The 23,720-nt window shown below is 61.0% G+C and carries 21 protein-coding genes; 11 read left to right on the top strand and 10 right to left on the bottom strand.

The genetic code is table 11. The annotated features are described in order from the left end of the window. Positions 1-72: 72 nt before the first annotated feature. Positions 73-555, bottom strand: coding sequence for an anti-sigma factor antagonist RssC (gene rssC, locus KUA23_RS08040; protein ID WP_003172602.1), 483 nt, complete (start codon positions 553-555; stop codon positions 73-75). After that, on the bottom strand, positions 555-1,736 hold the full coding sequence (rssB, locus tag KUA23_RS08035) for a two-component system response regulator RssB (protein WP_025856971.1): 1,182 nt from the start codon (positions 1,734-1,736) through the stop codon (positions 555-557). The genes rssC and rssB overlap by 1 nt, the downstream gene beginning before the upstream one ends. A 276-nt stretch (positions 1,737-2,012) precedes the next feature. Between rssB and KUA23_RS08030 the strand changes: the two genes are divergently transcribed. After that, positions 2,013-2,309 carry a PilZ domain-containing protein gene (locus tag KUA23_RS08030; protein WP_099494412.1) on the top strand — a complete coding sequence of 99 codons (297 nt, stop codon included), beginning with the start codon at positions 2,013-2,015 and terminating at the stop codon, positions 2,307-2,309. A 62-nt stretch (positions 2,310-2,371) separates the two neighbouring features. On the opposite strand, the gene KUA23_RS08025 is transcribed toward KUA23_RS08030, so the two are convergent. Next, positions 2,372-3,061 (bottom strand): MlaA family lipoprotein, encoded by a 690-nt coding sequence (locus tag KUA23_RS08025; protein WP_078047447.1) that lies wholly within the window; start codon positions 3,059-3,061, stop codon positions 2,372-2,374. Between the two features lie 195 nt (positions 3,062-3,256). Here KUA23_RS08025 and pcrP point away from each other — a divergent pair, with 195 nt between their 5' ends. Further along, on the top strand, positions 3,257-3,865 hold the full coding sequence (gene pcrP / locus KUA23_RS08020) for an HAD superfamily inactivated hydrolase PcrP (protein ID WP_252993694.1): 609 nt from the start codon (positions 3,257-3,259) through the stop codon (positions 3,863-3,865). A 110-nt stretch (positions 3,866-3,975) separates the two neighbouring features. Then, complete coding sequence (locus KUA23_RS08015; protein ID WP_034102566.1) at positions 3,976-4,242, top strand: DUF4404 family protein; 267 nt, start codon at positions 3,976-3,978, stop codon at positions 4,240-4,242. A 136-nt stretch (positions 4,243-4,378) separates the two neighbouring features. Here the strand turns inward: KUA23_RS08015 and queF are convergent, their stop codons facing one another. Continuing rightward, the gene (gene queF, locus KUA23_RS08010; RefSeq protein WP_078047444.1) at positions 4,379-5,209 is read right to left on the bottom strand and encodes an NADPH-dependent 7-cyano-7-deazaguanine reductase QueF; all 831 of its coding nucleotides are present in this window, start codon (positions 5,207-5,209) and stop codon (positions 4,379-4,381) included. A gap of 69 nt (positions 5,210-5,278) precedes the next feature. Beyond that, entirely contained in the window at positions 5,279-5,791 is a 513-nt protein-coding gene (gene copI, locus KUA23_RS08005) for a copper-resistant cuproprotein CopI (protein ID WP_078047443.1), read from the bottom strand. A 155-nt stretch (positions 5,792-5,946) separates the two neighbouring features. Here copI and KUA23_RS08000 point away from each other — a divergent pair, with 155 nt between their 5' ends. Next, positions 5,947-6,627: a heavy metal response regulator transcription factor gene (locus KUA23_RS08000; protein ID WP_078047442.1), complete on the top strand. Its 681-nt coding sequence runs from the start codon at positions 5,947-5,949 to the stop codon at positions 6,625-6,627. Then, positions 6,624-7,970: a heavy metal sensor histidine kinase gene (locus tag KUA23_RS07995; RefSeq protein WP_252993693.1), complete on the top strand. Its 1,347-nt coding sequence runs from the start codon at positions 6,624-6,626 to the stop codon at positions 7,968-7,970. Before KUA23_RS08000 ends, KUA23_RS07995 begins: the two co-directional genes overlap by 4 nt. Positions 7,971-8,075: 105 nt before the next feature. Here KUA23_RS07995 and KUA23_RS07990 read toward each other — a convergent pair whose 3' ends face one another. The 3 genes from KUA23_RS07990 to KUA23_RS07980 all read right to left on the bottom strand — a co-directional run bounded on the left by KUA23_RS07990 (position 8,076) and on the right by KUA23_RS07980 (position 11,324). Further along, a complete protein-coding gene (locus KUA23_RS07990; RefSeq protein WP_078047440.1) occupies positions 8,076-9,320 on the bottom strand; it encodes a lipoprotein-releasing ABC transporter permease subunit in 1,245 nt (414 codons plus the stop codon). A gap of 62 nt (positions 9,321-9,382) precedes the next feature. Next, positions 9,383-10,066 carry a lipoprotein-releasing ABC transporter ATP-binding protein LolD gene (gene lolD / locus KUA23_RS07985; protein WP_252993692.1) on the bottom strand — a complete coding sequence of 228 codons (684 nt, stop codon included), beginning with the start codon at positions 10,064-10,066 and terminating at the stop codon, positions 9,383-9,385. A gap of 7 nt (positions 10,067-10,073) precedes the next feature. Continuing rightward, positions 10,074-11,324 carry a lipoprotein-releasing ABC transporter permease subunit gene (locus tag KUA23_RS07980; protein ID WP_078047438.1) on the bottom strand — a complete coding sequence of 417 codons (1,251 nt, stop codon included), beginning with the start codon at positions 11,322-11,324 and terminating at the stop codon, positions 10,074-10,076. A 94-nt stretch (positions 11,325-11,418) separates the two neighbouring features. Between KUA23_RS07980 and KUA23_RS07975 the strand changes: the two genes are divergently transcribed. Further along, positions 11,419-12,003, top strand: coding sequence for a PilZ domain-containing protein (locus tag KUA23_RS07975; RefSeq protein WP_078047437.1), 585 nt, complete (start codon positions 11,419-11,421; stop codon positions 12,001-12,003). Positions 12,004-12,049: 46 nt separating this feature from the next. Next, positions 12,050-12,772, top strand: a complete 723-nt coding sequence (locus KUA23_RS07970) for a glycerophosphodiester phosphodiesterase (protein ID WP_025856983.1) — start codon at positions 12,050-12,052, stop codon at positions 12,770-12,772. A 42-nt stretch (positions 12,773-12,814) separates the two neighbouring features. Here the strand turns inward: KUA23_RS07970 and sthA are convergent, their stop codons facing one another. Further along, positions 12,815-14,209: a Si-specific NAD(P)(+) transhydrogenase gene (gene sthA, locus KUA23_RS07965; RefSeq protein ID WP_233894594.1), complete on the bottom strand. Its 1,395-nt coding sequence runs from the start codon at positions 14,207-14,209 to the stop codon at positions 12,815-12,817. 234 nt (positions 14,210-14,443) lie between these two features. Between sthA and KUA23_RS07960 the strand changes: the two genes are divergently transcribed. Further along, the gene (locus tag KUA23_RS07960) at positions 14,444-14,977 is read left to right on the top strand and encodes a chalcone isomerase family protein (RefSeq protein WP_252993691.1); all 534 of its coding nucleotides are present in this window, start codon (positions 14,444-14,446) and stop codon (positions 14,975-14,977) included. 172 nt (positions 14,978-15,149) lie between these two features. Here KUA23_RS07960 and KUA23_RS07955 read toward each other — a convergent pair whose 3' ends face one another. Next, complete coding sequence (locus KUA23_RS07955) at positions 15,150-16,613, bottom strand: glyceraldehyde-3-phosphate dehydrogenase (RefSeq protein WP_078047434.1); 1,464 nt, start codon at positions 16,611-16,613, stop codon at positions 15,150-15,152. 340 nt (positions 16,614-16,953) lie between these two features. Here KUA23_RS07955 and mfd point away from each other — a divergent pair, with 340 nt between their 5' ends. From mfd to KUA23_RS07940, 3 genes are read left to right on the top strand one after another with little or no spacing between them, the layout of a single operon-like run. Then, positions 16,954-20,403: a transcription-repair coupling factor gene (gene mfd, locus KUA23_RS07950; RefSeq protein ID WP_252993690.1), complete on the top strand. Its 3,450-nt coding sequence runs from the start codon at positions 16,954-16,956 to the stop codon at positions 20,401-20,403. A gap of 11 nt (positions 20,404-20,414) precedes the next feature. Next, positions 20,415-20,981: a CsiV family protein gene (locus tag KUA23_RS07945; RefSeq protein ID WP_252993689.1), complete on the top strand. Its 567-nt coding sequence runs from the start codon at positions 20,415-20,417 to the stop codon at positions 20,979-20,981. Between the two features lie 9 nt (positions 20,982-20,990). Beyond that, positions 20,991-23,684, top strand: coding sequence for a DEAD/DEAH box helicase (locus tag KUA23_RS07940; protein WP_100491280.1), 2,694 nt, complete (start codon positions 20,991-20,993; stop codon positions 23,682-23,684). The last annotated feature ends 36 nt before the right edge of the window (positions 23,685-23,720 follow it).

Raw genomic sequence — 23,720 nt, 5'->3', positions numbered from 1 at the left:
TAGGTGGCTGACGTACAGCTATCGCAGGCAAGCCAGCTCCCACATTGGACGGTTTTCCAGCAGCCGAGCAGATCAGTGGCGCTCTAACGCGTTGACGAGGTCGTGGAAGGCTTCGCGGTTGGACTCGTTCAAGCCCATCAGGATCTTGTGCGCTTCCAGCACCTTGACCCGCACGACTTCCTCGGACTGGTCCTGGGACGGCAGGTCGGTCAAGCATTCCGGGCAGGGGATCGGGCGGTCAACGATGTTGAACACCTGATCAAAGCCCATGGACTGCAGCAGCCGAGTGATGTCTTCGTGGGTGGTGACGACAGTCGGCAACAGGCCGACCTTCTGCCGAGACAAAATGGACAGCTTGGCCAACAGGCCCAGCGTGGTGCTATCGATGCTGCGGGTTTCGGTCAGATCGATCACGATCGCCGAGAAATTCAAGGCTGTGAAGATCCGCTCAATCGTCGCATCCAGCGCCGAACACAAGGTCAGGCGCACTTCACCGACAAACTTCAGGACGAAGGTCCCGTCTTGCTCGGCGAACTGGATTCTTCCGGTACTCATCAAAGATTCCTGCTCAACACCAATAGGGCGATATCATCCGGCATCTCCCCTAGCGTGGCCAATCCAAAAACCTGCCGCAGGCCATCCAGGCTGCCGCCCGCCGACTTGACCTTTTGGGGCAAGGCAGCTTCTTTCTCTTTGAGTGTAGGCTCTGGAAGAAGGTCCAGGATGCCATCGGACATCAGCGTAAGGCTGAAAGTCGGCGGCAGTTCCAGGATGTGGTCTTCGTAGGTGGCTTCATTGAACAAGCCCACCGGCAGACCACGCCCTTCCAGATAACGCACACTGTCTGGAGTGTATAAAACCGGCATCGGCAGGTGACCGCCGATGCTGTAGGTCAAAAGACCGGTTTCTTCATCAATAACGCCGCCGACCATCGTCACGTGCTTGCCCAGCTTGCAGCTGATCAGACCTCGGTTGATGTGGCCCAGCACCTCGGAGGGGGTGAACTCCGGCAAGGTGCCATTGCGTTTGGATTCGAACAGCAACCGTGTGGTCATGAACTTCAACAACACGGTGACAAACGCTGAAGAAGCGCCGTGGCCGGACACGTCGGCCAGGTAGAACGCCACCCGGCGCTCATCAACGCGGAAATAGTCGACAAAATCACCCGACAGGTACAGCGACGGGATGATCTGGTGCGCAAACTTGAATTCGTCGATGGTCCACGGGCTGACCGGCAACATGTTCATCTGCACCTGGCGACCGGCATTCTGGTCTTCCTGGAGCAGGTTCAGGCTGGCTTCGAGTTCGCGGTTGGCGGTTTCGAGCTTTTCGCGGTAGCGCTGGTTCTCGACCAGCAGGCGGGCCCGGTCCAGCGCGCGGCGCACCGAGTGCTCCAGCACGGCCAGGTCTTCCAGGGGCTTGATCAGGTAGTCGGCAGCGCCCAGGCGCAGGGCCTCGACGGCATCGTTCATCACGCCGGCACCGGACACGACAATCACCGGCGTCTGTGGCGCACGCTCGGTCACCTGGCGAATCAGCTCCAGGCCGCCCATCTGGGGCATGCGCAGGTCGCAGATCACTAGGTCGGGCTGGTCGCGCTCGAACACCTGGAGACCCTGTTGGCCATTACTGGCCTGCAGGACGCTGAAGCCACTGTCTTCCAAATAGGCCGCGAGGCTCGCGCGCACTACTTCGTCGTCATCGATTATCAGCAGCGTGGCACTGGTTTTTTGCATGTGGGCAAACGGCGCCAGAATTAGGTTGGCGTAGGCGGCTCGGCAATGGCCGGGCTCACGTACTGGATTCGCTTTCTAGCCTCTCTGTCCTACAAAGCATTGGGATTTGGCCCATGCACAAAGGTAAAGCAGAGGTGCCCTTCTAAGGCGCAGACGGTACTCCCATCCGTGAGGGGTTTCAAGCTCATGCCGATGGTCGCCGGGCGTCTTTACACCGCAAATCACCGGGAGTTATAAGAACAGGCACGACCACAACACAAAGTAAGGATGAAGCCCATGAGCGAACACGAGCGCGACTACGCCGAAAAACGCGATTTCATCCGCATGCGTGTGGATGCCGATGTGTCTTTGATCCACGCAGGCCAGGAGATCGCTGGGGTTTGCGTAGACCTGTCCAGCTCCGGCATGCAGGTGCAGGCGCCTCGCCAGTTCAACGTAGGCGACCTGTTGACCGTGCGCATCGATTCGGAGCACGCCGCCCTCAAGGGCCTGGAGGCGGACACCGAGGTGGTCTGGACCAAAGCCAGCGGTGACGACCAGCACCTGGGCCTCAGAATCCTGAAAATGCGCTGAACACCGCGCACAAAAAAGGCGACCGCTGAGGGTCGCCTTTTTTCATTTCAAAAAGTCACGGCTTAAAAGTCGTCGACGACCTTGCCGTCCTTGACCTTGAACTCGCGGTTCTGCAGGTAAGCGTTACGGATAAAGGTGTACTTGTCACCGGTGATCAGCTTCTCGCTGTCGAGCAGGCTGGCACGGGTGTCAACGATGTTCAGGCCGAAGGTGCTGTTGCGCCAGCCGATATCGTTCATGTAGCGATACGGTTGGGTGTAGCTGTCCACGTACTTGGACGGCGCGTCACGCAAGGTGCTCGGGCCCAGCAGTGGCAGCATCACGTAAGGGCCGCTACCGACACCCCAGTAGCCGAGAGTCTGGCCAAAGTCTTCGTCGCTGCGTTGCAGCCCCATTTTGGTGCCTACGTCGATGAAGCCCAGCACGCCGAAGGTGGTGTTGACCAGCAGGCGGGCGGTGTCGACACCGGCATTATGGGGTTTGAGCTGCAGCACGTTGTTGGCCAGGTTGCCGACATCGCCGATGTTGCGGAAGAAGTTGTGCACGCCATCCTGGACGAATTGCGGTGTTACAAACTGATAGCCCTGGGCCAATGGCTTGAGGGCGTAGGTGTCCACGGTATCGTTGAAGGTGAAAATCGGGCGGTTGATGCTTTCCCACGGGTCGTCTTCCGACGCTGCGTGCGCGGCAAACGGGGCCAGCAGGACAGTGGCACACACTGACAACTGAGCGAAGTAGTGGCTCCAGCGCATAGCTTTTGCTCCTTGAATGGTCTGTCATGGGCGCTATGCCCTGAATAAGGCGGTCAGTATATGACGGAAGTCGCCAATTAAGCAGCAACTAGGAAACGTCAGACCTAAAATGGACAAAATTCCTACAATTAACAATCCTGTCATCGGCTTGTCATCCCGACTCGATAGCGTTAACGCTATTTCAGGGATGTCGACATGCCTCACGCCGAGATAGCCATCGCCAGCGCTCCCGCCTTGACCGCCGTTCTGTTTGGCCTGAGTGGCTGCCTGGTGGACTTCGGTTCCCAGGCACGCTCCGATTCCCCTTCTCCCGACTCCCAAGCCACACCGGGGGCGCTGAAGATCCTGCGCAGCCTCAAGGAACAAGGCGTGCCCTGCGCCTGGCTGGATGAACTCCCCCCCGCCGTCACCGCCCCCCTGGCCGCCACGCTGCCCGACTGGATCAAGGCCACGCCGCCCTCCTCCATTCGCTGGCCCGCGCCCCATGCTTGCTGGCAAGCCTTGATGGCACTGAATATCGAACGCTTGGAGGGCTGCGTGTTGGTCAGCGGCGAACCACGCCTGCTGCAATCAGGCCTCAATGCCGGGTTGTGGACCATCGGGCTGGCCTCCTGCGGCTCGCTGTGCGGCATGGCACCCGAGCAATGGCAGGCACTGACCGAACAGGAACGCGAATTCAAGCGCGGCAAGGCCACCCTCGCGCTGTACGGGCTGGGGGTGCACTCGGTGATCGATCACCTGGGCGAACTCGGCACGTGCCTGGCCGACATCAGCCTGCGCCAGCTTAAAGGCGAGAAGCCCTGACACGGATCATGCACGGTCGGCGCCAGTGGATTAATCTACAGGTCAGCCCGTAGACCTTTCTCGGCGTGCCGCGGTCTATGCCAGTGCCTATCGATAAAAGGAAACACGTCATGCCTGATCGCAAAAAACTGGAAGAACAGGTCGAGATCCTGCGCGGGCAGTTGGAACAGGAACCGCCGCTGTCGGAAGAAAAGCGTGAAGCACTGGAAGCCTTGATTGCCAAGTTTGAATTACAACTCGAACTTGAGCCGGCCACTCAAACACCCAGTATTTCCGACGATGTCAATCAAGCGGCCATCGAGTTCGATGCTGAGCACCCGGTTATTTCCGGGACATTGCGCAATATCATGAACACGCTGGGCAGCATGGGGATCTAATACAGTCCCCCGCCCAGCACAGAAGCAAAATGTGGGAGCTGGCTTGCCTGCGATAGCGATCATTAAGTCATCCATCAGGTGACTGATACACCGTCATCGCAGGCAAGCCAGCTCCCACATTAGATTTACGTGATAGCTACTGGCGAGCCAGGCGCACGTTCTGGAACGCCACATCCTCAGTACTGCGGTACGGGTTGATATCCAACCCACCCCGCCGCACATACCGCGCATACACGGTCAATTTTTCCGGCTTCAGCAAGCGCTGCAAGTCCAGGAAGATGCGCTCCACACACTGCTCATGGAAGTCCGAGTGCTGGCGAAAGCTCACGATGTATTCCAGCAGGCTCGCGTGATCCAGCGCCGAACCCCGATATTCCACCACCACACTGCCCCAGTCCGGCTGGCTGGTCACCGGACAGTTGGATTTGAGCAGGTGACTGTGCACGCTTTCCTCGACCACGCGCGAGGCATCGCAGCGCAGCAGTTCCGGGCGCGGATGCTCGTAGTTGCTGACGCTGATATCCAGATCATCAATGCACACACCCGGCAAAGCCATCACCCCTTCTGCCTCGATCTCGGCCAGGCTGCGGATACGCACGCTCACAGGCGCACCGGCAGCGGCGCTGAGGTCGGTGCGCAAGGTCGCTTCAAGGCTTGCCGTATCGGCAAACGCGGTCTGGTTCAACGAGTTGAGGTACAGCTTGAACGACTTCGACTCGATGATATTCGGCGAGTCGGCCGGGATGCTGAATTCGCCGATGGCCACCACCGGCTTGCCCGACGGCAACAGCCAGGACAGTTCGAAGCAGTTCCAGAAATCCACGCCCTTGTAAGGCAGGGTCTCGGCGCTCAGGCCCAGTTCGGCCCATTTGGCGGCACGCGGGATCGGGAACAGCAAAGACGGCGTGTAGGTGGAGATGTATTCACTGGACTTGCCCAGCGGCGAATGTTCGGCTGCGGGATGCATGGCGGAAACCTGGCTAAATAAACCGCGCCAGTCTACCAGCCTTTGCCCTCGCGCCTAAGCGCCAGCGGATCAATCGACGTTAAGCGTGCCGACCATGCCCGCCTGGTAATGCCCTGGAAGGTTGCAGGCAAACTCCAGGCCCGTGGCCTTGGTGAACGTCCAGGTCAGCTCGGCGGTTTTGCCGGGTTCGACCAACACGCTGTTGGGATCGTCGTGTTTCATCGCACCATGGCCCATGGCGCTGTGGTCCATCTTGCCCATGCCAGTGGCGGTAAGCATGCCGCTGGCCTGCATCTGCAGCATTTCCTTCTGGTGCTCGGCATGCATCGCCGCGTCGCCCAGGTTGAATTCGTGCAATAACTGGCCTTTGTTGACGAGCACAAAGCGCACTGTCTCACCGGCTTTCACGTCAATGGACTTGGGCGAAAAGGCAATGTCCTGCAGGGTCACTTCTACGGTCCGCGTGGCCTGGCTGGCGGGCGCAGCTTCGCCGAACGCGTAGGTGTGTGCAGCATCGGCCACGGCATCAAAACTCAACGCCAGCAGGCAACCCGCGAGCAACAGGGGTGTACGCAATGCCATCTCTTCTCTCCAAAAATATCTGACTGACCTGGGGCACACTCTAAGAGTGCGCTGCTGCCAGCCAACTGACTGCTAGATTACAACTTTGTCAGGTTGTCCCCCTGCCCTGGCACCCAAGGTATAAAGCCGTCGTCACCCGTTGCCAAGAGCTGCCCATGAAACTGCTGATCGTCGAAGACCAACTCAAAACCGGCCAATACCTGCGCCAGGGCCTGACGGAGGCGGGTTTTACCGCCGAACTGGTGGCCGACGGCACCAGCGGCCAGCACCTGGCACTGACCGGCGACTACGACCTGTTGATACTCGATGTGATGCTGCCTGGCCGTGATGGCTGGCAGATCCTCCAGGCCGTGCGCACTGCCGGCCTGGACGTCCCGGTGCTGTTCCTGACCGCCCGCGACGCCGTGGAAGACCGTGTACACGGCCTGGAGCTGGGCGCCGACGACTACCTGGTCAAACCCTTCGCCTTCTCCGAGCTCTTGGCGCGTGTGCGCAGCCTGCTGCGCCGTGGCAGCAGCACGCCGCAGGAAACCGCGCTGCAACTGGCCGACCTGCGCCTGGACCTGATCCGTCGCCGTGTCGAGCGGGACGGCCAACGCATCGACCTGACGGCCAAGGAGTTCTCCCTGCTCGAACTGCTGCTGCGCCGCCAGGGTGAAGTGCTGCCCAAATCGCTGATCGCCTCCCAGGTGTGGGACATGAATTTCGACAGCGACACCAACATTATCGAAGTGGCGATCCGCCGCCTGCGCCTGAAAGTCGACGACAACTTCCCGAATAAACTGATCCACACCGTACGCGGCATGGGTTATGTGCTGGAGGAGCGCGTCAATTGATCAAGCGCCTGTCCCTGGCCAGCCGCCTGGCGTTGCTGTTTGCGGCCTGCACGGCGGTGGTCTCGCTGATCGCGGGCGTGCTGTTCAACCGGGCCAGCGAGGCCCACTTCATTGAGTTGGACCAGCAACAACTCGACAGCAAGCTGGTGAACCTGCGCAGCACCTTACAGGGTGTCGACTCGCCACAGGTGTTCGCGCAACGTGAAGCCCAACTGCGCGCCGAGCTCAATCGCCAACCTGACCTGGCGCTGCGCATTACCGCCCAAGGCCAGCGTTGGTTCGACGGTGCGCCCGGCGTCAATCTGCCCACCGCACCCGGCCTGCACAGCCTGCAAAACGCCGGCACCGACTACCGGGTCTACAACGCGCCGTTGCGGGCAAGCCAAGCGGACTCGCCACAGCTGACCCTGGTGCTGGATATCACCCACCACCAGCACTTCCTGCAGCGTATGCAGCATTTGATCTGGCTCACCGTCGGCCTGTCAGCCCTGGCCACCGCCCTGCTCGGCGCCTGGGCCGCCCGCAGTGGCTTGCGACCGTTACGGCGCATGGGGGAAGTGGCCGCGAGTGTGTCGGCCCATTCCTTGACCCAGCGCCTGCCCCAGCAACACATGCCAGTGGAACTGGCCGAACTGGCCCAAACCTTCAACGCCATGCTTGGCCGCCTGGATGATGCCTTCCAACGCCTTTCGGCCTTCTCCGCCGACATCGCCCACGAACTGCGCACGCCGTTGTCGAACCTGCTGACCCAGACCCAGGTGATCCTCACCCAGCCACGCCCGCTGGAGGATTATCGCGAAGCGCTGCACAGCAATCTGGAAGAGTTGCAATGGATGGCGCAGTTGGTCAATGACATGCTCTATCTGGCCAAGGCGGATCATGGGTTGCTGATGCCCAAGCGCGAGCCTTTGGCGCTGGCCGATGAAGTCGATGCGTTGCTGGAGTTTTTTGCGTTATTGGCCGACGACGCCCAAGTCAGCCTGGTGCGCGAAGGCACAGCCCACACGATGGGTGATCGCGGCATGTTGCGCCGCGCATTGTCGAACCTGCTTGATAACGCCCTGCGGTTTACCCCGCCGGGCGGTGAAGTGCGGGTACGCATGCAAGACGGCGTGACCCTCACGATCGAGAACACCGGCGAAGGTATCCCCACGCAGTTGTTACCGAGGTTGTTCGATCGGTTCTACCGGGCGGACCCGGCTCGGCATGAAGGCAGCAGCGAGCATGCGGGGCTGGGGTTGGCAATTACCCAGTCGATTGTGCGGGCGCATGGGGGGAGGATTTATGGTGAATCTGAGGCGGGGTGGACAAGATTTGTAATTGAGTTGCCTACCGGAGATTGATGCAAGGCGGGCCGGCCTCTTCGCGAGCAAGCCCGCTCCCACATTTTGATTTGTGAATACATTCAAATGTGGGAGCGGGCTTGCTCGCGAAAGCGGTGTTGAAGTCTACGAATATCTCAGGGCATGCGCCGGCTCAATCTTCGCCGCCCGATACGCCGGGTAAATCGTCGCCAGAAAGCTCAACACAAACCCGGCCGTGCAGATCAGCAGCACATCCCCACCCTGCAGTTCCGAAGGCAGGTTGCTGACAAAATACACATCCGAACTGAAGATATGCTGCCCGGTGACGCGCTCGACCCAGCCCACCAGCTCACTCACGTTCAGCGCCGCAATCACGCCCAGGATGCCGCCGATCAAGGTGCCAACGACACCAATCACCGTGCCCTGCACCATGAAAATCGCCATGATCTGCCGTGGTGTGGCGCCGATGGTGCGCAGGATCGCGATGTCCGCACCCTTGTCGTTCACCACCATGATCAAGGTCGCGATGATGTTGAACGCGGCCACGGCGACAATCATCAGCAACAGCAGGCCGATCATGGTCTTTTCCATCTTCATCGCGCTGAACAGGCTGCCCTGGGTGTGGGTCCAGTCATCAGGCTTGTAGCCCGTGCCCAGGCTGGCGGCAATGTCCGCCGAGACCTTGGGCGCCGCGTACAGGTCTTTCACCGCCAGGCGCACGCTTTGCACCTGGTTCGGCTGCCAATGCTGGATCTCTGCGGCGTCGGCCATGTGGATCATGGCCATGGAGCCATCCAGCTCGGCACCGACCTTGAAGATGCCGACCACGTTCAAGCGCTGCATGCGCGGGGTGATGCCACCCGGCGCCGTGCTGATTTCCGGCACGATCAGGGTCAGCTTGTCGCCCACATTCAGGCGGAAGCGCCGGGCCGTGATTTCGCCGACCACCACGCCGAACTCGCCGGGCTTCAAGTCATCCAGTTTGCCGCGCACGATGTGCTGGGCCACGATCGACACCTTGCCTTCCTGCGCCGGGTCGATACCGCTGATCTCAATCGGCTGCATGGCGCCCTTGTAGGAGAACATGCCGTCCATCTGCGTGAAAGGTACGGCGGCAGTCACTTCCGGATTCTTCATCGCGGCAGCAGCCACCGGCTGCCAATCGTCAATCGGGTTCACGCCGACGATGGTCGCGTGCGGCACCATGCCAAGAATGCGCGAGCTCATTTCGCGCTGGAAGCCATTCATCACCGACAACACCACGATCATCGCCAACACGCCCAGGGCGAGGCCGATCATCGAAGTCATCGAGATAAACGAGACAAAACGGTTGCGGCGCTTGGCGCGGGTATAGCGCGTGCCGATAAAAATCGATAACGGTCTGAACATTCGCGTGCACCGCCTGAAAAAATGAAAAAACCCGGCGCTTGAAGCACCGGGCTTGAAACGGGTCAGATGGCGACCAGATGACCTTCCTGCAGGTGCAACACGCGGTCCATCTGGCGGGCCATGCTCATGTCATGGGTCACCACCAGGAACGCGGTGCGCATCTGGGTGCTCAGCTCCAGCATCAAATCCTTGATGCCCTGGGCGGTGTGGGAGTCGAGGTTGCCGGTGGGCTCGTCGAGCATCACCAGCCCTGGGTTGTTCACCAGGGCACGGGCAATCGCCACACGCTGGCGCTCGCCGCCGGACAGTTCCGCCGGCTTGTGCTGCAGGCGATGGCCGAGGCCAACGCGCTCCAACAGGGCCTGGGCACGCTGGCGGGCTTCCGGGATCGCGGTCTTGCCGATCAACAGCGGCATGCACACGTTCTCCAGGGCGGTGAACTCTGGCAACAGATGGTGAAACTGGTACACAAAGCCCAGCGAACGGTTGCGCAGTTGGCCACGGGCCTTTTCACCCAAGGCCGACAGTTCTTCACCGGCCAGCCACACGCTGCCCTGGGACGGCGTATCGAGGCCGCCCAACAGGTTCAGCAAGGTACTTTTGCCGGAGCCGGAACTGCCGACGATCGCCACGCGCTCGCCCGGATGCAGTTCAAGCTGCAGGTTGGACAACACCACCACCGATTCCGGGCCTTCCTCGTAGGATTTGCCCAGGTCGCGGCAGCTCAGGATTGCTTTTTCACTCATGCCCGATTCACTCATAACGTAAGGCCTGTGCTGGCTGGGTACGTGCCGCGCGCCAGGCTGGATACAGGGTGGCAAGGAAACTCAGGACCAACGCAGCGCCGCCCACCATCAACACGTCCTGGGCCTGAACCTGGGACGGCAAGTAGTCGATGAAGTAGACGTCGGCGTTGAGAAACTTGTGGCCGATCAGGGTTTCGAGGCCGGCGATGGCGGCACTGACGTTCAGCGCGGCCAGAATGCCCACGGCCGTGCCGATCAAGGTGCCGACTACGCCGATCACGGTACCCTGCACCATGAAGATCGCCATGATCTGCCCCGGCGTGGCGCCGAGGGTACGCAGGATGGCGATATCGCCCTTCTTGTCGTTCACCACCATCACCAGCGTGGAGATGATGTTGAAGGCGGCCACGGCGACGATCAGCAGCAACAGCAGGCCAATCATGGCTTTTTCCATGCGGATGGCCTGGTAGAGGTTGCCGTGGGTACGGGTCCAGTCGCGGGCGTAGTACTGGGACTCGCCCAAGTGCTGGGCGATTTCCCAGGCGCCGCGCGGCGCGTCGAACAGGTCGTTGAACTTCAGGCGCAGCCCCTGCACCTGGTCCGGCTGCCAGCGATGCAGGCGGGCCAGGTCGGTGAGGTTGGTCAGGCCGAGGTAGCCGTCGATCTCGCCGGCGCCCACGTGGAAGGTGCCCACCACGGTGAAGCGCTTCATGCGCGGGAACATGCCGGCCGGGGTCACGGTGACTTCCGGCGCGACGAAGGTCAGCTTGTCGCCGAGGCCCACGCCGAGCTTGGCCGCGGCCTTGTCGCCGATGATGATGCCGAAACTGCCGGGCGCCAGGTCGTCAAGTTTGCCTTGCAGCATGAACTTGTCGATGATCGAGACGTTGCGCTCCTGGGCCGGGTCGATGGCATTGAGCAGGATCTTCTGCACCTTGCCGTCATTGGTCAGCAACCCCTGCATCTGGGTAAAAGGCGCAACGGCCAGCACCTTGGGGTTCTGCTTGACCTTGTCGGCCAGGCTTTGCCAGTCACTGATGGGCGCATCGCCCTCGATGGTCGCGTGGGGCACCATGCCCAGCACGCGGGTGCGCATCTCATGATCGAAGCCATTCATCACCGACAGCACCACGATCATCACGACCACGCCCAAGGCGAGCCCGATCATCGAGGTGAGAGAAATGAACGACACAAAATGATTGCGGCGCTTTGCACGGGTATAACGCGTGCCGATAAATACGAAGAGAGGTCTGAACATGTCGGGGCTTGTTCGGAGGAAAAGAAGACGTCCCGGTGGCGGGGTCTGGTAAGCAGCTTTACACTCAGACCATTACCGTTACCTGGGGTTCGCCATGTCGACATTAGATGAAGAAGAGCGCCGCGAATACTACCGTATCGACGACATGATCGCACTCCAAATCAAAAGCCTGTCTGCCCCCGAAGCAGCGAGCAAGGAAGTGTTGCTGGATGATTCACCGCTGTTCAATCTGCTCAGCGAACTGCACCTGAGCGAATTCGAAGCCCAGCACCTGCTGCGCCAGCTCAGTGAGAAGGACCGCACCCTCGCCGCCTTCCTGCGGGTGCAGAACAAACGCCTGGACCTGCTCAGCCAGATCATGGCGCGCGGCCTGTTGGATGAGGTCGGCGCACCGCAGCCGGTGATCATTTCCGAAGGCGGCATCGATTTCCAACACCCAACACCCCTGCCGGCCGGTGCCCACCTGGCAGTCAAGCTGGTGCTGATGCCCCAGGCACTCGGCCTGCTGCTGCGCGCGCGGGTCACCCATTGCGACCCCAAGGGCGGCGGCTTTGACGTCGGCACCGAATTCGAATCCATGACCGACGCCCAACGCCAACTGCTGGCGCGCTACATCCTGCAGAAACAGGCCCAGGAACGGCGCCTGGCGCGGGAACAGAGCGACGCCCAAGACACTTGAACTCTCGAATTCACCCTGCCGGACGACCTGGCATAAAGGAGCAACTGTGACCCTGATCTACGGCCACCGCGGTGCCAAAGGCGAAGCACCGGAAAACACCCTGACCAGCTTCCAGGAGTGCCTCAAGCACGGCGTACGCCGCTGCGAACTGGATTTGCACCTGTCCATGGACGGCGAGCTGATGGTCATCCACGACCCGACCCTCAAGCGCACCGCCGACCGACGCGGCAAAGTCGTCGAGTACTCGGCGGCCGACCTGGTGAAGATGGACGCGCGCAAAGGCGGCCCGGGCTGGGTCAAGCCGTGCCCGATCCCGCGCCTGGAGGAGCTGTTCGAAACGTGCGATTTCGATCACTGGCAGTTGGAAGTCAAAAGCGCTTCGCGCACCCGGGCCGCCACCACCGTGCTGGCGATCCGCGAAATGGCCGTGCGCTTTGGCCTGATGGACAAAGTCACCGTCACCTCAAGTTCGCGGGAAGTATTGAAAGCAGCGGTTGAGCTCACACCCGACTTGTCACGCGGGCTGGTCGCCGAATACGCCTGGCTCGACCCGCTGAAAGTCGCGCAAAACTATGGCTGTGAGATTCTGGCGTTGAACTGGACGTTGTGCACCCCTGAGCGACTGGAAAAAGCCCAGCGCCAGGGCTTGCACGTGTCCGTGTGGACAGTCAACGAACCCGCGCTGATGCGCAGGCTCGCCGACTTCGGCGTAGATAGCCTGATTACAGACTTTCCCGGTTTGGCCACTGCCACTCTCGGGAATTACTGAAATCGGTCTCCCCGGCCGGCTCAGGCCACCGGCCGGAGCCGCTCAAAAAAGCCGGTTGAGGCCGTCGTAGGCCGCTACCCGATAGGCTTCTGCCATGGTCGGGTAGTTGAACGTGGTGTTGACGAAGTACTTGAGGGTATTGAGCTCACCCGGCTGGTTCATGATCGCCTGGCCGATGTGCACGATCTCCGACGCCTGGTAGCCGAAGCAATGCACGCCAAGGACTTCCAGGGTTTCACGGTGGAACAGGATCTTCAGCATGCCTTGCGGCTCACCGGCGATCTGCGCACGCGCCATGCTCTTGAAGAATGCCTTGCCCACTTCGTAAGGCACCTTGGCCTTGGTCAGTTCGTGCTCGTTCTTGCCGATCGAGCTGATCTCGGGAATGGTGTAGATCCCGGTCGGCACGTCGTTCACGTAGCGCCAGCTGCCATTGTCGACGATGCTGCCAGCGGCTGAACGGCCCTGGTCATGAGCGGCACTGGCCAGGCTCGGCCAGCCGATCACATCACCGGCACCGTAGATGTTGGTCACGCAGGTGCGGTAGTTCTCGTCCACCTCGATCTGGCCACGGCTGTTGACCTTGACCCCGATGTTTTCCATGCCCAGCTTGTCGGTGTTGCCGGTACGGCCGTTGCACCACAGCAAGGCGTCGGCCTTGATCTTCTTGCCGGACTTGAGGTGCAGGATCACTCCGTTGTCCAGGCCTTCGACCCGCTCGTACTCTTCGTTGTGGCGCACGGTGATGTTGTTGTTGCTGAAGTGGTAGCTCAACGCCTGGGAGATTTCCGAGTCGAGGAAGCTCAGCAGCTGGTCGCGGTTGTCCACCAGTTCCACCAGTACACCCAGGCCACTGAAGATCGAGGCGTATTCACAGCCGATCACACCGGCGCCGTAGATGATCAGTTTGCGCGGGGTGTGGCCCAGGCTCAGGATGGTGTCGCTATCGTAGATACGCGGGTGGTGGAAATCGATATCCGCCGGGCGATACGGGCGCGAACCGGTGGCGATGATGATGTGCTTGGCCACCAGCTTCTCGACCACGCCATTGGCGCAGACCACTTCGACGGTTTGCTCGTCGGCGAAGCTGCCAGTGCCGAAGAACAGGTCGACGCGGTTACGGGCGTAGTAGCCGGTGCGCGAGGCGACTTGCTTGGAGATGACTTTCTCGGCGCTTTTGAGCACGTCAGGGAACGAGAACCAGCGCGGCTCACCAATGGCCCGGAACATCGGGTTGGTGTTGAACTGCATGATCTGGCGCACCGAGTGACGCAAGGCCTTGGACGGGATGGTACCCAGGTGGGTGCAGTTACCGCCGACCTGGCGACGGCTATCGACCATCGCCACCTTGCGCCCTGCTTTCGCGGCATTCATCGCCGCACCTTCTCCAGCCGGGCCGGAACCCAGTACCACCACGTCGTAGTTGTAGACAGCCATGCGTACTCCTCAGAACAGGCCAGGCGTACGGTTGGACGCCGGGCTAAATCATGCCGCGGCCAGCGGTCATGAAGGACAATTTGGCTCAAGTGTGTGAACCGGGGCACAGTCTATATAAGGCTCAACGCCGCGAACATTAACCCTTGGTCGCGTCGTAGGCCAGTCTTGCCTTTACTACACCATCAGGAAATTGCAATTACACTGCCAGCAAGCCCCTTTGCAGGACTGGCCATTATGCGACATGTCGCTTTCTGTTTATTGCTGATGCTGTCGATCACGGTGCACGCCAATGAGGCGGATCGTCTGAAACAAGCCGATTTCCCGGCGCAGTCACAGCAACTGACCCTGAAAAACCAGGCGGTGCTCACCTACCTCTGGGCGGATGTCTACGCGGCGGCGCTGTACGCCTCGTCCGACCTGAGCGCCAAGCAGGCTTGGGCGCGACAAAAAGCGTTGCGCCTGACGCTGTACTACTTCCGTGACATCGACCGCAATGATGTGATCAAAGCCGCCACTGCCACGCTGCAGCGCCAGCAGGCCAGCGCCCGGTTGAAGCCCGAGATAGACAAACTGCACGCCAGTTTTCGCGATATCCGCAGCGGCGATCGGTATGCCCTGGATTTTCATCCGGGACGTGGTTTGAACCTGGAGATCAATGGGCAGGTGGTGTTCAGCAGTCGTGACGATGAGCTTGCCAGGACCTACCTGAGCCTCTGGCTGGCGCCTAATGGGCTGTCCGAACGCTTGCGTACCCAGTTGCTCAATTGAAGATTTGCGCTGGCTGAACGACCGCCTTCGCGAGCAAGCCCGCTCCCACATTTAACCGCGCGCGCCCTGAAGACACCCGGTCGAATGTGGAAGCGGGCTTGCTCGCGAAGAGACCCTCACAACCATAAAAAAGCCCCGAACCAGTCGGGGCCTTCTCATTCAACGCTAATGCTTAGCGCGGAAACGCAGGCGGGTTGACCCCGGCCATGTCTTCCATCACGCGAACCACCTGGCAGCTGTAGCCGAACTCGTTGTCGTACCAGACGTACAGCACAACGCGGTTGTCCTGGGTAATGGTCGCTTCGGCGTCCACCACACCGGCGTGGCGCGAGCCAACGAAGTCGGTGGAAACCACTTCCTGGGAATTGACGAAGTCGATTTGCTTGTGCAGATCGGAGTGCAGCGCCATGTAGCGCAGGTACTCGTTCATCTCTTCGCGGGTGGCAGCTTTCTCAAGGTTCAGGTTGAGGATGGCCATCGACACGTTTGGCGTCGGAACACGGATCGCGTTACCGGTCAGCTTGCCGGCCAGCTCAGGCAGGGCCTTGGCAGCGGCAGTGGCAGCACCGGTCTCGGTGATCACCATGTTCAACGCGGCGCTACGACCACGGCGATCACCCTTGTGGAAGTTGTCGATCAGGTTCTGGTCGTTGGTGTACGAGTGAACGGTCTCGACGTGGCCGTTGACGATACCGAACTTGTCATTTACTGCCTTCAGCACCGGCACGATGGCGTTGGTGGTGCAGGAAGCGGCGGACACGATCTTGTCGTCGGCGGTGATTTCAGTGTGGTTGATGCCGTGAACGATGTTCTTCAGCTTGCCCTTGCCAGGCGCGGTGAGGACAACGCGATCAACACCTGGGCAGGCCAAGTGCTGGCCCAGGCCTTCGGCGTCACGCCATACGCCGGTGTTGTCCACCAGCAGGGCGTCCTTGATGCCGTATTGGGTGTAATCCACCTCGGACGGGTTCTTCGCGTAGATCACCTGGATCAGGTTACCGTTGGCGGTGATGGTGTTGTTTTCTTCGTCGATGACGATGGTGCCGTTGAACGGACCGTGTACCGAATCGCGGCGCAGCAGGCTGGCACGCTTGGTCAGGTCGTTCTCGGCGCCTTTGCGCACCACGATGGCACGCAGGCGCAGGCCGTCGCCGCCACCGGTTTTTTCGATCAGGATGCGTGCCAGCAGGCGGCCGATACGACCGAAGCCGTACAGCACCACGTCGGTGCCTTTGCGGGCGGCGGCGTTTTGCTGGCCAACCACATCGGCCATTTCTTCACGCACGAACTGCTCGGCGGTACGGCCGGCGCCTTCCTTGCGGAATTTGTAGGCCAGTTTGCCCAGGTCTACCGACGCCGCGCCGAGCTTGAGCTCGCTCATGGCCTTGAGCAGTGGGAATGTTTCGTGGACGGAGAGTTCGCTGTCGTCGGCAGAGCGATGGCGTGCAAAGCGGTGGGCTTTGAGAATCGCGATGACGGACTGGTTGATCAGGCTGCGGCCATAGATCGAGCTCACCACATTGTTATTGCGGTACAGCTGACCGATAAGCGGGATCATCGCTTCTGCGAGTGCTTCACGGTCGATCCATTCACCAAGACACTGGTCGGGCTTCTGAGTCACGGGAACCTTCCACATGTAGGGGCTGAAAAAAGGGGCTACATTATGCCGCCCGACCGCCCTCGGAGCAATGCGCGTCCTACAACAAAAACCCCTTGCCAAAAAATACCGCCCCGCTACAGCCCAGTAAATACGCGGGTTCCAGAAGGCCACTCGTTGGGGAAGGCTGTCGACTTGTCCGTAACCCTCCTAAACAATCGCGCATTTGGGCACTACATATTGAGTCAAAACACGCCATTGTTTGTCTTAGCCACTACATTTCATACAAACCGTAATAGGCTCAGTCAGAAACTGACAGGCGGCACCTTGGGCCGTTACAATTACCGACTTTGTCGCAACGCTTGGAGCTCAACCTTCCGTGCCCGTTCTGCGTCTACCGCTTCTCCCTGCCGCGGCAGGTAAACAGCACTGGGGCAACCTGCCCGGTGCCGCCCTGAGCCTGGCCATCGCCGAGGCTGCCAGCGCAGCCAAGCGCTTTACCCTGCTGCTCACCGCCGACAGCCAAAGCGCCGAACGGTTGGAGCAGGAGCTGAGCTTCTTCGCCCCCGATTTGCCGGTGCTGCATTTCCCCGATTGGGAAACCCTGCCCTACGACCTGTTCTCGCCACACCAGGACATCATCTCCCAGCGCATCTCCAGTCTGTACCGCTTGCCGGAACTGGCCCACGGCGTGCTGGTGGTGCCGATCACCACGGCCCTGCATCGCCTGGCGCCGACCAAGTTCCTGCTGGGCAGCAGCCTGGTGCTGGATATCGGCCAGAAGCTCGATGTGGAGCAGATGCGCACGCGCCTGGAAGCCAGTGGCTACCGTTGCGTCGACACCGTGTACGAGCACGGCGAGTTTGCCGTGCGCGGTGCGCTGATCGACCTGTTCCCAATGGGCAGCAAATTGCCGTATCGCATCGACCTGTTCGATGACGAAATCGAGACGCTGCGCACCTTCGATCCGGAAAACCAGCGCTCCATCGACAAGGTGGACTCGGTCAAGCTGCTGCCTGCGCGGGAATTCCCGCTGCAAAAAGACGCGGTCACCCGCTTCAAGGCGCGCTTCCGTGAACGCTTCGACGTGGACTTCCGCCGCTGCCCGATCTTCCAGGACCTGAGCAGCGGGATTACACCGGCCGGTATCGAGTACTACCTGCCGCTGTTCTTCGACGAAACCTCCACTCTGTTTGACTACCTGCCCCAGGACACCCAAGTGTTCTCGCTACCGGGTATCGAGCAAGCGGCGGAGAACTTCTGGAACGACGTGCGTAACCGTTATGAAGAACGCCGCGTCGACCCATCCCGTCCTCTATTGCCGCCCGCCGAACTGTTCCTGCCGGTGGAAGACTGCTTCGCACGCCTGAAAAACTGGCCGCGCGTGGTCGCCAGCCAGCAGGATGTCGACACCGGTGTCGGCCGCGAACGCTTCCCCGCGGGCACACTGCCCGACCTGGCGATCCAGGCCAAAGCCACGCAACCGCTGGAAGCGCTATCCAACTTCCTCGGCGACTTCCCAGGCCGCGTGCTGTTTACCGCCGAGTCGGCCGGCCGCCGCGAGGTGCTGCTGGAGCTGCTGGAGCGCCTGAAGCTGCGACCGAAAACCGTCGACAGTTGGCCGGATTTCGTCAAGAGCAAAGAGCGCCTGGCAATCACCATCGCGCCGCTCGATGAAGGCCTGTTGCTGGATGATCCCGCCCTGGCGCTGATCGCCGAGAGCCCGCTGTTCGGCCAGCGCGTGATGCAACGTCGCCGCCGCGAAAAACGCGCCGACGCCAACAACGACGCCGTGATCAAGAACCTCACCGAGCTGCGTGAAGGCGCGCCGGTGGTGCACATCGATCACGGCGTCGGCCGCTACCTGGGCCTGCAGACCCTGGAGATCGACAACCAGGCCGCCGAATTCCTCACCATGGAATACGCCGAGGGCGCCAAGCTCTACGTGCCGGTGGCCAGCCTGCACCTGATCGCGCGCTACACCGGCAGCGACGACGCCCTGGCGCCGTTGCACCGCCTGGGTTCCGAGACCTGGCAGAAAGCCAAGCGCAAAGCCGCCGAGCAGGTGCGCGACGTCGCCGCCGAATTGCTCGACATCTATGCACGTCGCGCCGCCCGTGAGGGTTACGCCTTCGCCGACCCGAAAGCCGACTACGCCACCTTCAGCGCCGGCTTCGCCTTCGAAGAAACCCCGGACCAGCAAAGCACTATCGAAGCGGTGCGTGCCGACATGCTCGCGCCCAAGCCGATGGATCGCCTGGTGTGCGGCGACGTGGGCTTCGGCAAGACCGAAGTGGCGATGCGCGCCGCCTTTATTGCGGTGCACGGCGGCAAGCAAGTCGCGATCCTGGTGCCTACTACCCTGCTCGCCCAGCAGCACTACAACAGCTTCCGCGACCGCTTTGCCGACTGGCCAGTGACCGTGGAAGTCATGAGCCGCTTCAAGTCCGCCAAGGAAGTGAATGCCGCCATCGCCGATTTGGCCGAAGGCAAGATCGATATCGTCATCGGCACGCACAAGCTGCTGTCGGACGATGTGAAGATCAAGAACCTGGGCCTGGTGATCATCGACGAAGAACACCGCTTTGGTGTGCGCCAGAAAGAACAGCTCAAGGCCCTGCGCAGCGAAGTCGACATCCTCACCCTCACCGCCACGCCGATTCCGCGCACGCTGAACATGGCGGTGTCGGGCATGCGCGACCTGTCGATCATCGCCACGCCGCCGGCACGCCGTTTGTCGGTGCGCACGTTTGTGATGGAGCAGAACAAAAGCACGGTCAAGGAAGCACTGCTGCGCGAATTGCTGCGCGGCGGCCAGGTGTATTACCTGCACAACGACGTGAAGACCATCGAGAAATGCGCCGCCGACCTCGCCGAACTGGTGCCGGAAGCGCGTATCGCCATCGGCCATGGGCAGATGCGCGAGCGCGAACTCGAACAGGTGATGAGCGACTTCTACCACAAGCGCTTCAACGTGCTGATTGCCTCGACCATCATCGAGACCGGCATCGACGTGCCGAGCGCCAACACCATCATCATCGAGCGCGCCGACAAGTTCGGCCTGGCGCAGCTGCACCAGTTGCGCGGCCGGGTCGGGCGCAGTCACCACCAAGCGTACGCCTACCTGCTGACGCCGCCGCGCCAGCAGATCACCTCCGACGCGGAAAAGCGCCTGGAAGCCATCGCCAACACCCAGGACCTGGGCGCGGGCTTTGTGCTCGCCACCAATGACCTGGAAATCCGTGGTGCCGGCGAGCTGCTGGGCGACGGCCAGAGCGGGCAGATCCAGGCGGTGGGTTTCACGCTGTATATGGAGATGCTTGAGCGCGCGGTGAAAGCCATCCGCAAAGGCGAGCAGCCGAACCTCGATCAACCGCTGGGCGGCGGGCCAGAAATCAATCTGCGCTTGCCCGCGTTGATTCCCGAGGATTACCTGCCCGACGTGCATGCGCGACTGATCCTGTACAAACGCATCGCCTCGGCCACCGATGAGGAAGGCCTCAAGGACCTGCAGGTGGAGATGATCGACCGCTTCGGCCTGCTGCCGGAACCGACCAAGAACCTGGTGCGTCTGACCCTGCTCAAATTGCAGGCCGAGCAGTTGGGCATCAAGAAGGTCGACGCCGGGCCGCAAGGTGGGCGCATCGAGTTCGAAGCGCAGACACCGGTGGACCCATTGGTGCTGATCAAGCTGATCCAGGGCCAGCCCAACCGCTACAAGTTCGAAGGGGCTACGCTGTTCAAGTTCATGGTGCCGATGGAACGTGCCGAAGAACGCTTTAATACATTGGAGGCGTTGTTCGAGCGCCTCATCCCGAAATCTGCTTGAAGGACGCCCCAATGCGCCTGTTCCGTATTTTGAGCCTGTTGTTGGTGGTAGCGGCACCTGCGGCGTTCGCCGACAGCCCGTACCAGGTTGAAATGATCCTGGTGCGCCAGAATGCGGAGCCGGTGATCAACAGCCGACCCGCCCCGGAAAACTGGGATGCCGGCGCCATGCGCCTGGGCGACAAGTTGAGCCCGCCGCGCCTGAGCAATATCGTCGACAAGCTGCGAGCCGACTCCAGCTACACCGTGCTGGCGCACAAGGCCTGGGAGCAAAACCTCGGCGAGCAACCGGTCAAAGTCGCCATCACCGACGGCCAGGAGCAGTTCGGTCAGTTTCCCATCGAGGGCGTGTTGAGCCTGCAATTGGGGCGCTTTACCGACATTGATGCAAACTTCTGGATCAACCAGTTCGACGCCAATGGCAGCGTGATCGCCAGCGAGCACTTGAGCCAGACCGACGTGCGCACCAAGAACAACCAGCTCAACTACCTGGACGGCGGCCACCTGGCGCTGCTGATCAAGATCACCTCGCTGACCGCCAAGCCCCCCAGCGCACCGCCGCCCGACATTCAGGACTGATCCAGCGCCATGCCCCTGACGTCGTCGCTGACCAAACCCCTGGCCCCTTCATGGGCCAATCGCTTCAAAGAGCAAAGCCTGGAGCGCGGGCGACGTTATGCCCTGGAGAACCGCGTGCGCATCGTCGAGTCCGGCGACAGCACCATCGTCGCCAGTTGCGAAGGCTCGGGCGGCAACGTCTACCGGCAGACCATCTCGCTGCGCGAGTCGGCCAAGGGCACGCTGATCCTGGTGGACAGCCGCTGTACCTGCCCGGTGCACACCAACTGCAAACACATCGCGGCGGTGCTGCTCAAGGTCCAGGAAACCCTGGCTTACCCAGCCGCCGCACAGGATGCCGAGCTGCTGGAAAAACTCCAGGCCGTACTGGAAAACCGCGTGGCGTTGCCGCAGGTGGTCATGGAGGACGTGGTGCCCGTGCCACGCCTGTGGCTCGCCAGTGTCGAGTTCAGTGCATTTGAGCCACGCAACGGCAAGATGCAGCGCTACATCCAGCACCGCGCGGCGTTATCGTTCAACTACTTGGGCAACTATGTCAGCGGGCAGAAAAACGCCGACATCATCGTGCGCCAGGACACCCAAAGCTTGCGCATCAAGCGCCATCCGGAGCTTGAGCAGCCGTACCGAGAACAACTGCGCCTGTTGGGTTTCAAGATCGCCACGCGCCAGAGCAAGGCGCTGCCGGAAAGTGCTGGCGAGTTGTTCGAGATGGTCAATGACAGTGCCTGGCTGAACTTCACCCTCAATGCCTCGCCGACGTTGAGGGCCGAGGGCTGGGAGCTGCAGATCGATGAGGATTTCGGCTTCGACCTGAGCGCCGTCGATGACTGGTACGCCACCGTCGATGAAGGCCCGGAGCGCGACTGGTTCGACCTGGAGCTGGGCATTATCGTCAACGGTGAGCGGCTGAGCCTGTTGCCGATCCTGCTGAACCTGATGCGCTCCCACACTGAGATCCTCAACCCGGAAAAACTCGCACGTCGGCGCGATGATGAACTGATCCTGGTGAACATCCCCGGCCTGCCGAACGGCGGCCATGGTCCGCTGCAAGTCGCCCTGCCCTACGGCCGCCTCAAACCGGTGCTGGCTACCCTTGGCGAGTTCTACCTGCAGGACGCCGGCACCACCACGCTGCGCCTGGCCAAGGCCGATGCAATTCGGTTGAACCCACTCGAAGACCTGCCGCTGCAATGGGAAGGTGGCGAGAAGATTCGCAACTTTGCCCAGCGCCTGCGGGATATCAAGGACTTCACCTGCGTGGCGCCCGAGGGGCTGAACGCAACTTTGCGCCCGTACCAGCTGGAAGGCTTGAGCTGGATGCAGTCACTGCGCCAGCTTGATGTCGGCGGGATTCTCGCGGATGACATGGGCTTGGGTAAAACCCTGCAAACCCTGGCGCATATTCTTACGGAGAAAGCCGCCGGACGCCTGGACCGCCCGTGCATGGTGGTGATGCCCACCAGCCTGATTCCCAACTGGCTCGATGAGGCGGCGCACTTCACCCCGCAACTCAAGGTGTTGGCCCTGTATGGCGCGGCGCGTAAGAAACACTTTGCCAACCTGAACGACTACGACCTGCTGCTGACCACCTACGCGCTGCTGCCCAAGGACATCGAACACCTCGCGGCCGTGCCCCTGCATGTGCTGATCCTCGATGAGGCCCAGTACATCAAGAACCCGTCCAGCAAAGCGGCCCAGGCGGCGCGCGAGCTGAATGCACGGCAGCGCCTGTGCCTGAGTGGCACGCCACTGGAAAACCACTTGGGTGAGCTGTGGTCGTTGTTTCATTTCCTGCTGCCGGGCTGGCTGGGCGACGTGAAAAGCTTCAACCGCGATTACCGCGTGCCCATCGAAAAACGCGCCAGTGACGTGCGTTTGCAGCACCTCAACGGTCGGATCAAACCTTTCCTACTGCGCCGCACCAAGGAACAGGTCGCCACGGAATTGCCGCCCAAGACCGAGATTATTCACTGGGTCGACCTCAATGAAGCCCAGCGCGACGTGTACGAAACCATGCGCCTGGCCATGGACAAGAAAGTGCGCGACGAGATCACCCGCAAGGGTGTCGCACGCAGCCAGATCATCATTCTTGAGGCGCTGCTGAAACTGCGTCAGGTGTGCTGCGACTTACGCCTGGTCAACGAAGCCACCCTGCCCGCCCGTGGCAGCAGCTCGGGCAAACTCGACAGCCTGATGGAAATGCTTGAAGAGCTGTTTGAAGAAGGACGGCGGATCCTGTTGTTTTCGCAGTTCACCTCGATGTTGAGCCTGATCGAAGTCGAGCTTAAAAAACGCGGAATTGCCTACGCGCTGCTGACCGGCCAGACCCGCGATCGGCGCACGCCGGTAAAGGACTTCCAGAGCGGCAAGCTGCAAATTTTTCTGATCAGCCTGAAGGCCGGCGGTGTGGGCTTGAACCTGACCGAAGCCGACACGGTGATCCACTACGACCCATGGTGGAACCCGGCCACGGAAAACCAGGCCACCGACCGTGCGTATCGCATCGGGCAAGAGAAGCCGGTGTTCGTCTACAAGATGATTGCCCGAGGCACGGTGGAGGAGAAAATCCAGCACCTGCAGAAGGAAAAATCCGACTTGGCGGCGGGTGTGCTGGATGGGCGGACGACGGGAGATTGGCAGTTGGGCAATGAGGACATCGAGGCATTGTTTGCGCCGCTGCCGAATAAGCAAGAAAAGCGCTGACTTCCAGACCGCCTTCGCGAGCAAGCCCGCACCCAC

The organism is Pseudomonas pergaminensis, assembly GCF_024112395.2.
GTDB lineage: Bacteria > Pseudomonadota > Gammaproteobacteria > Pseudomonadales > Pseudomonadaceae > Aquipseudomonas > Aquipseudomonas pergaminensis.
Note: the sequence above shows the minus strand (reverse complement) of the source record. Positions and strands in the feature narration are given on the sequence as shown.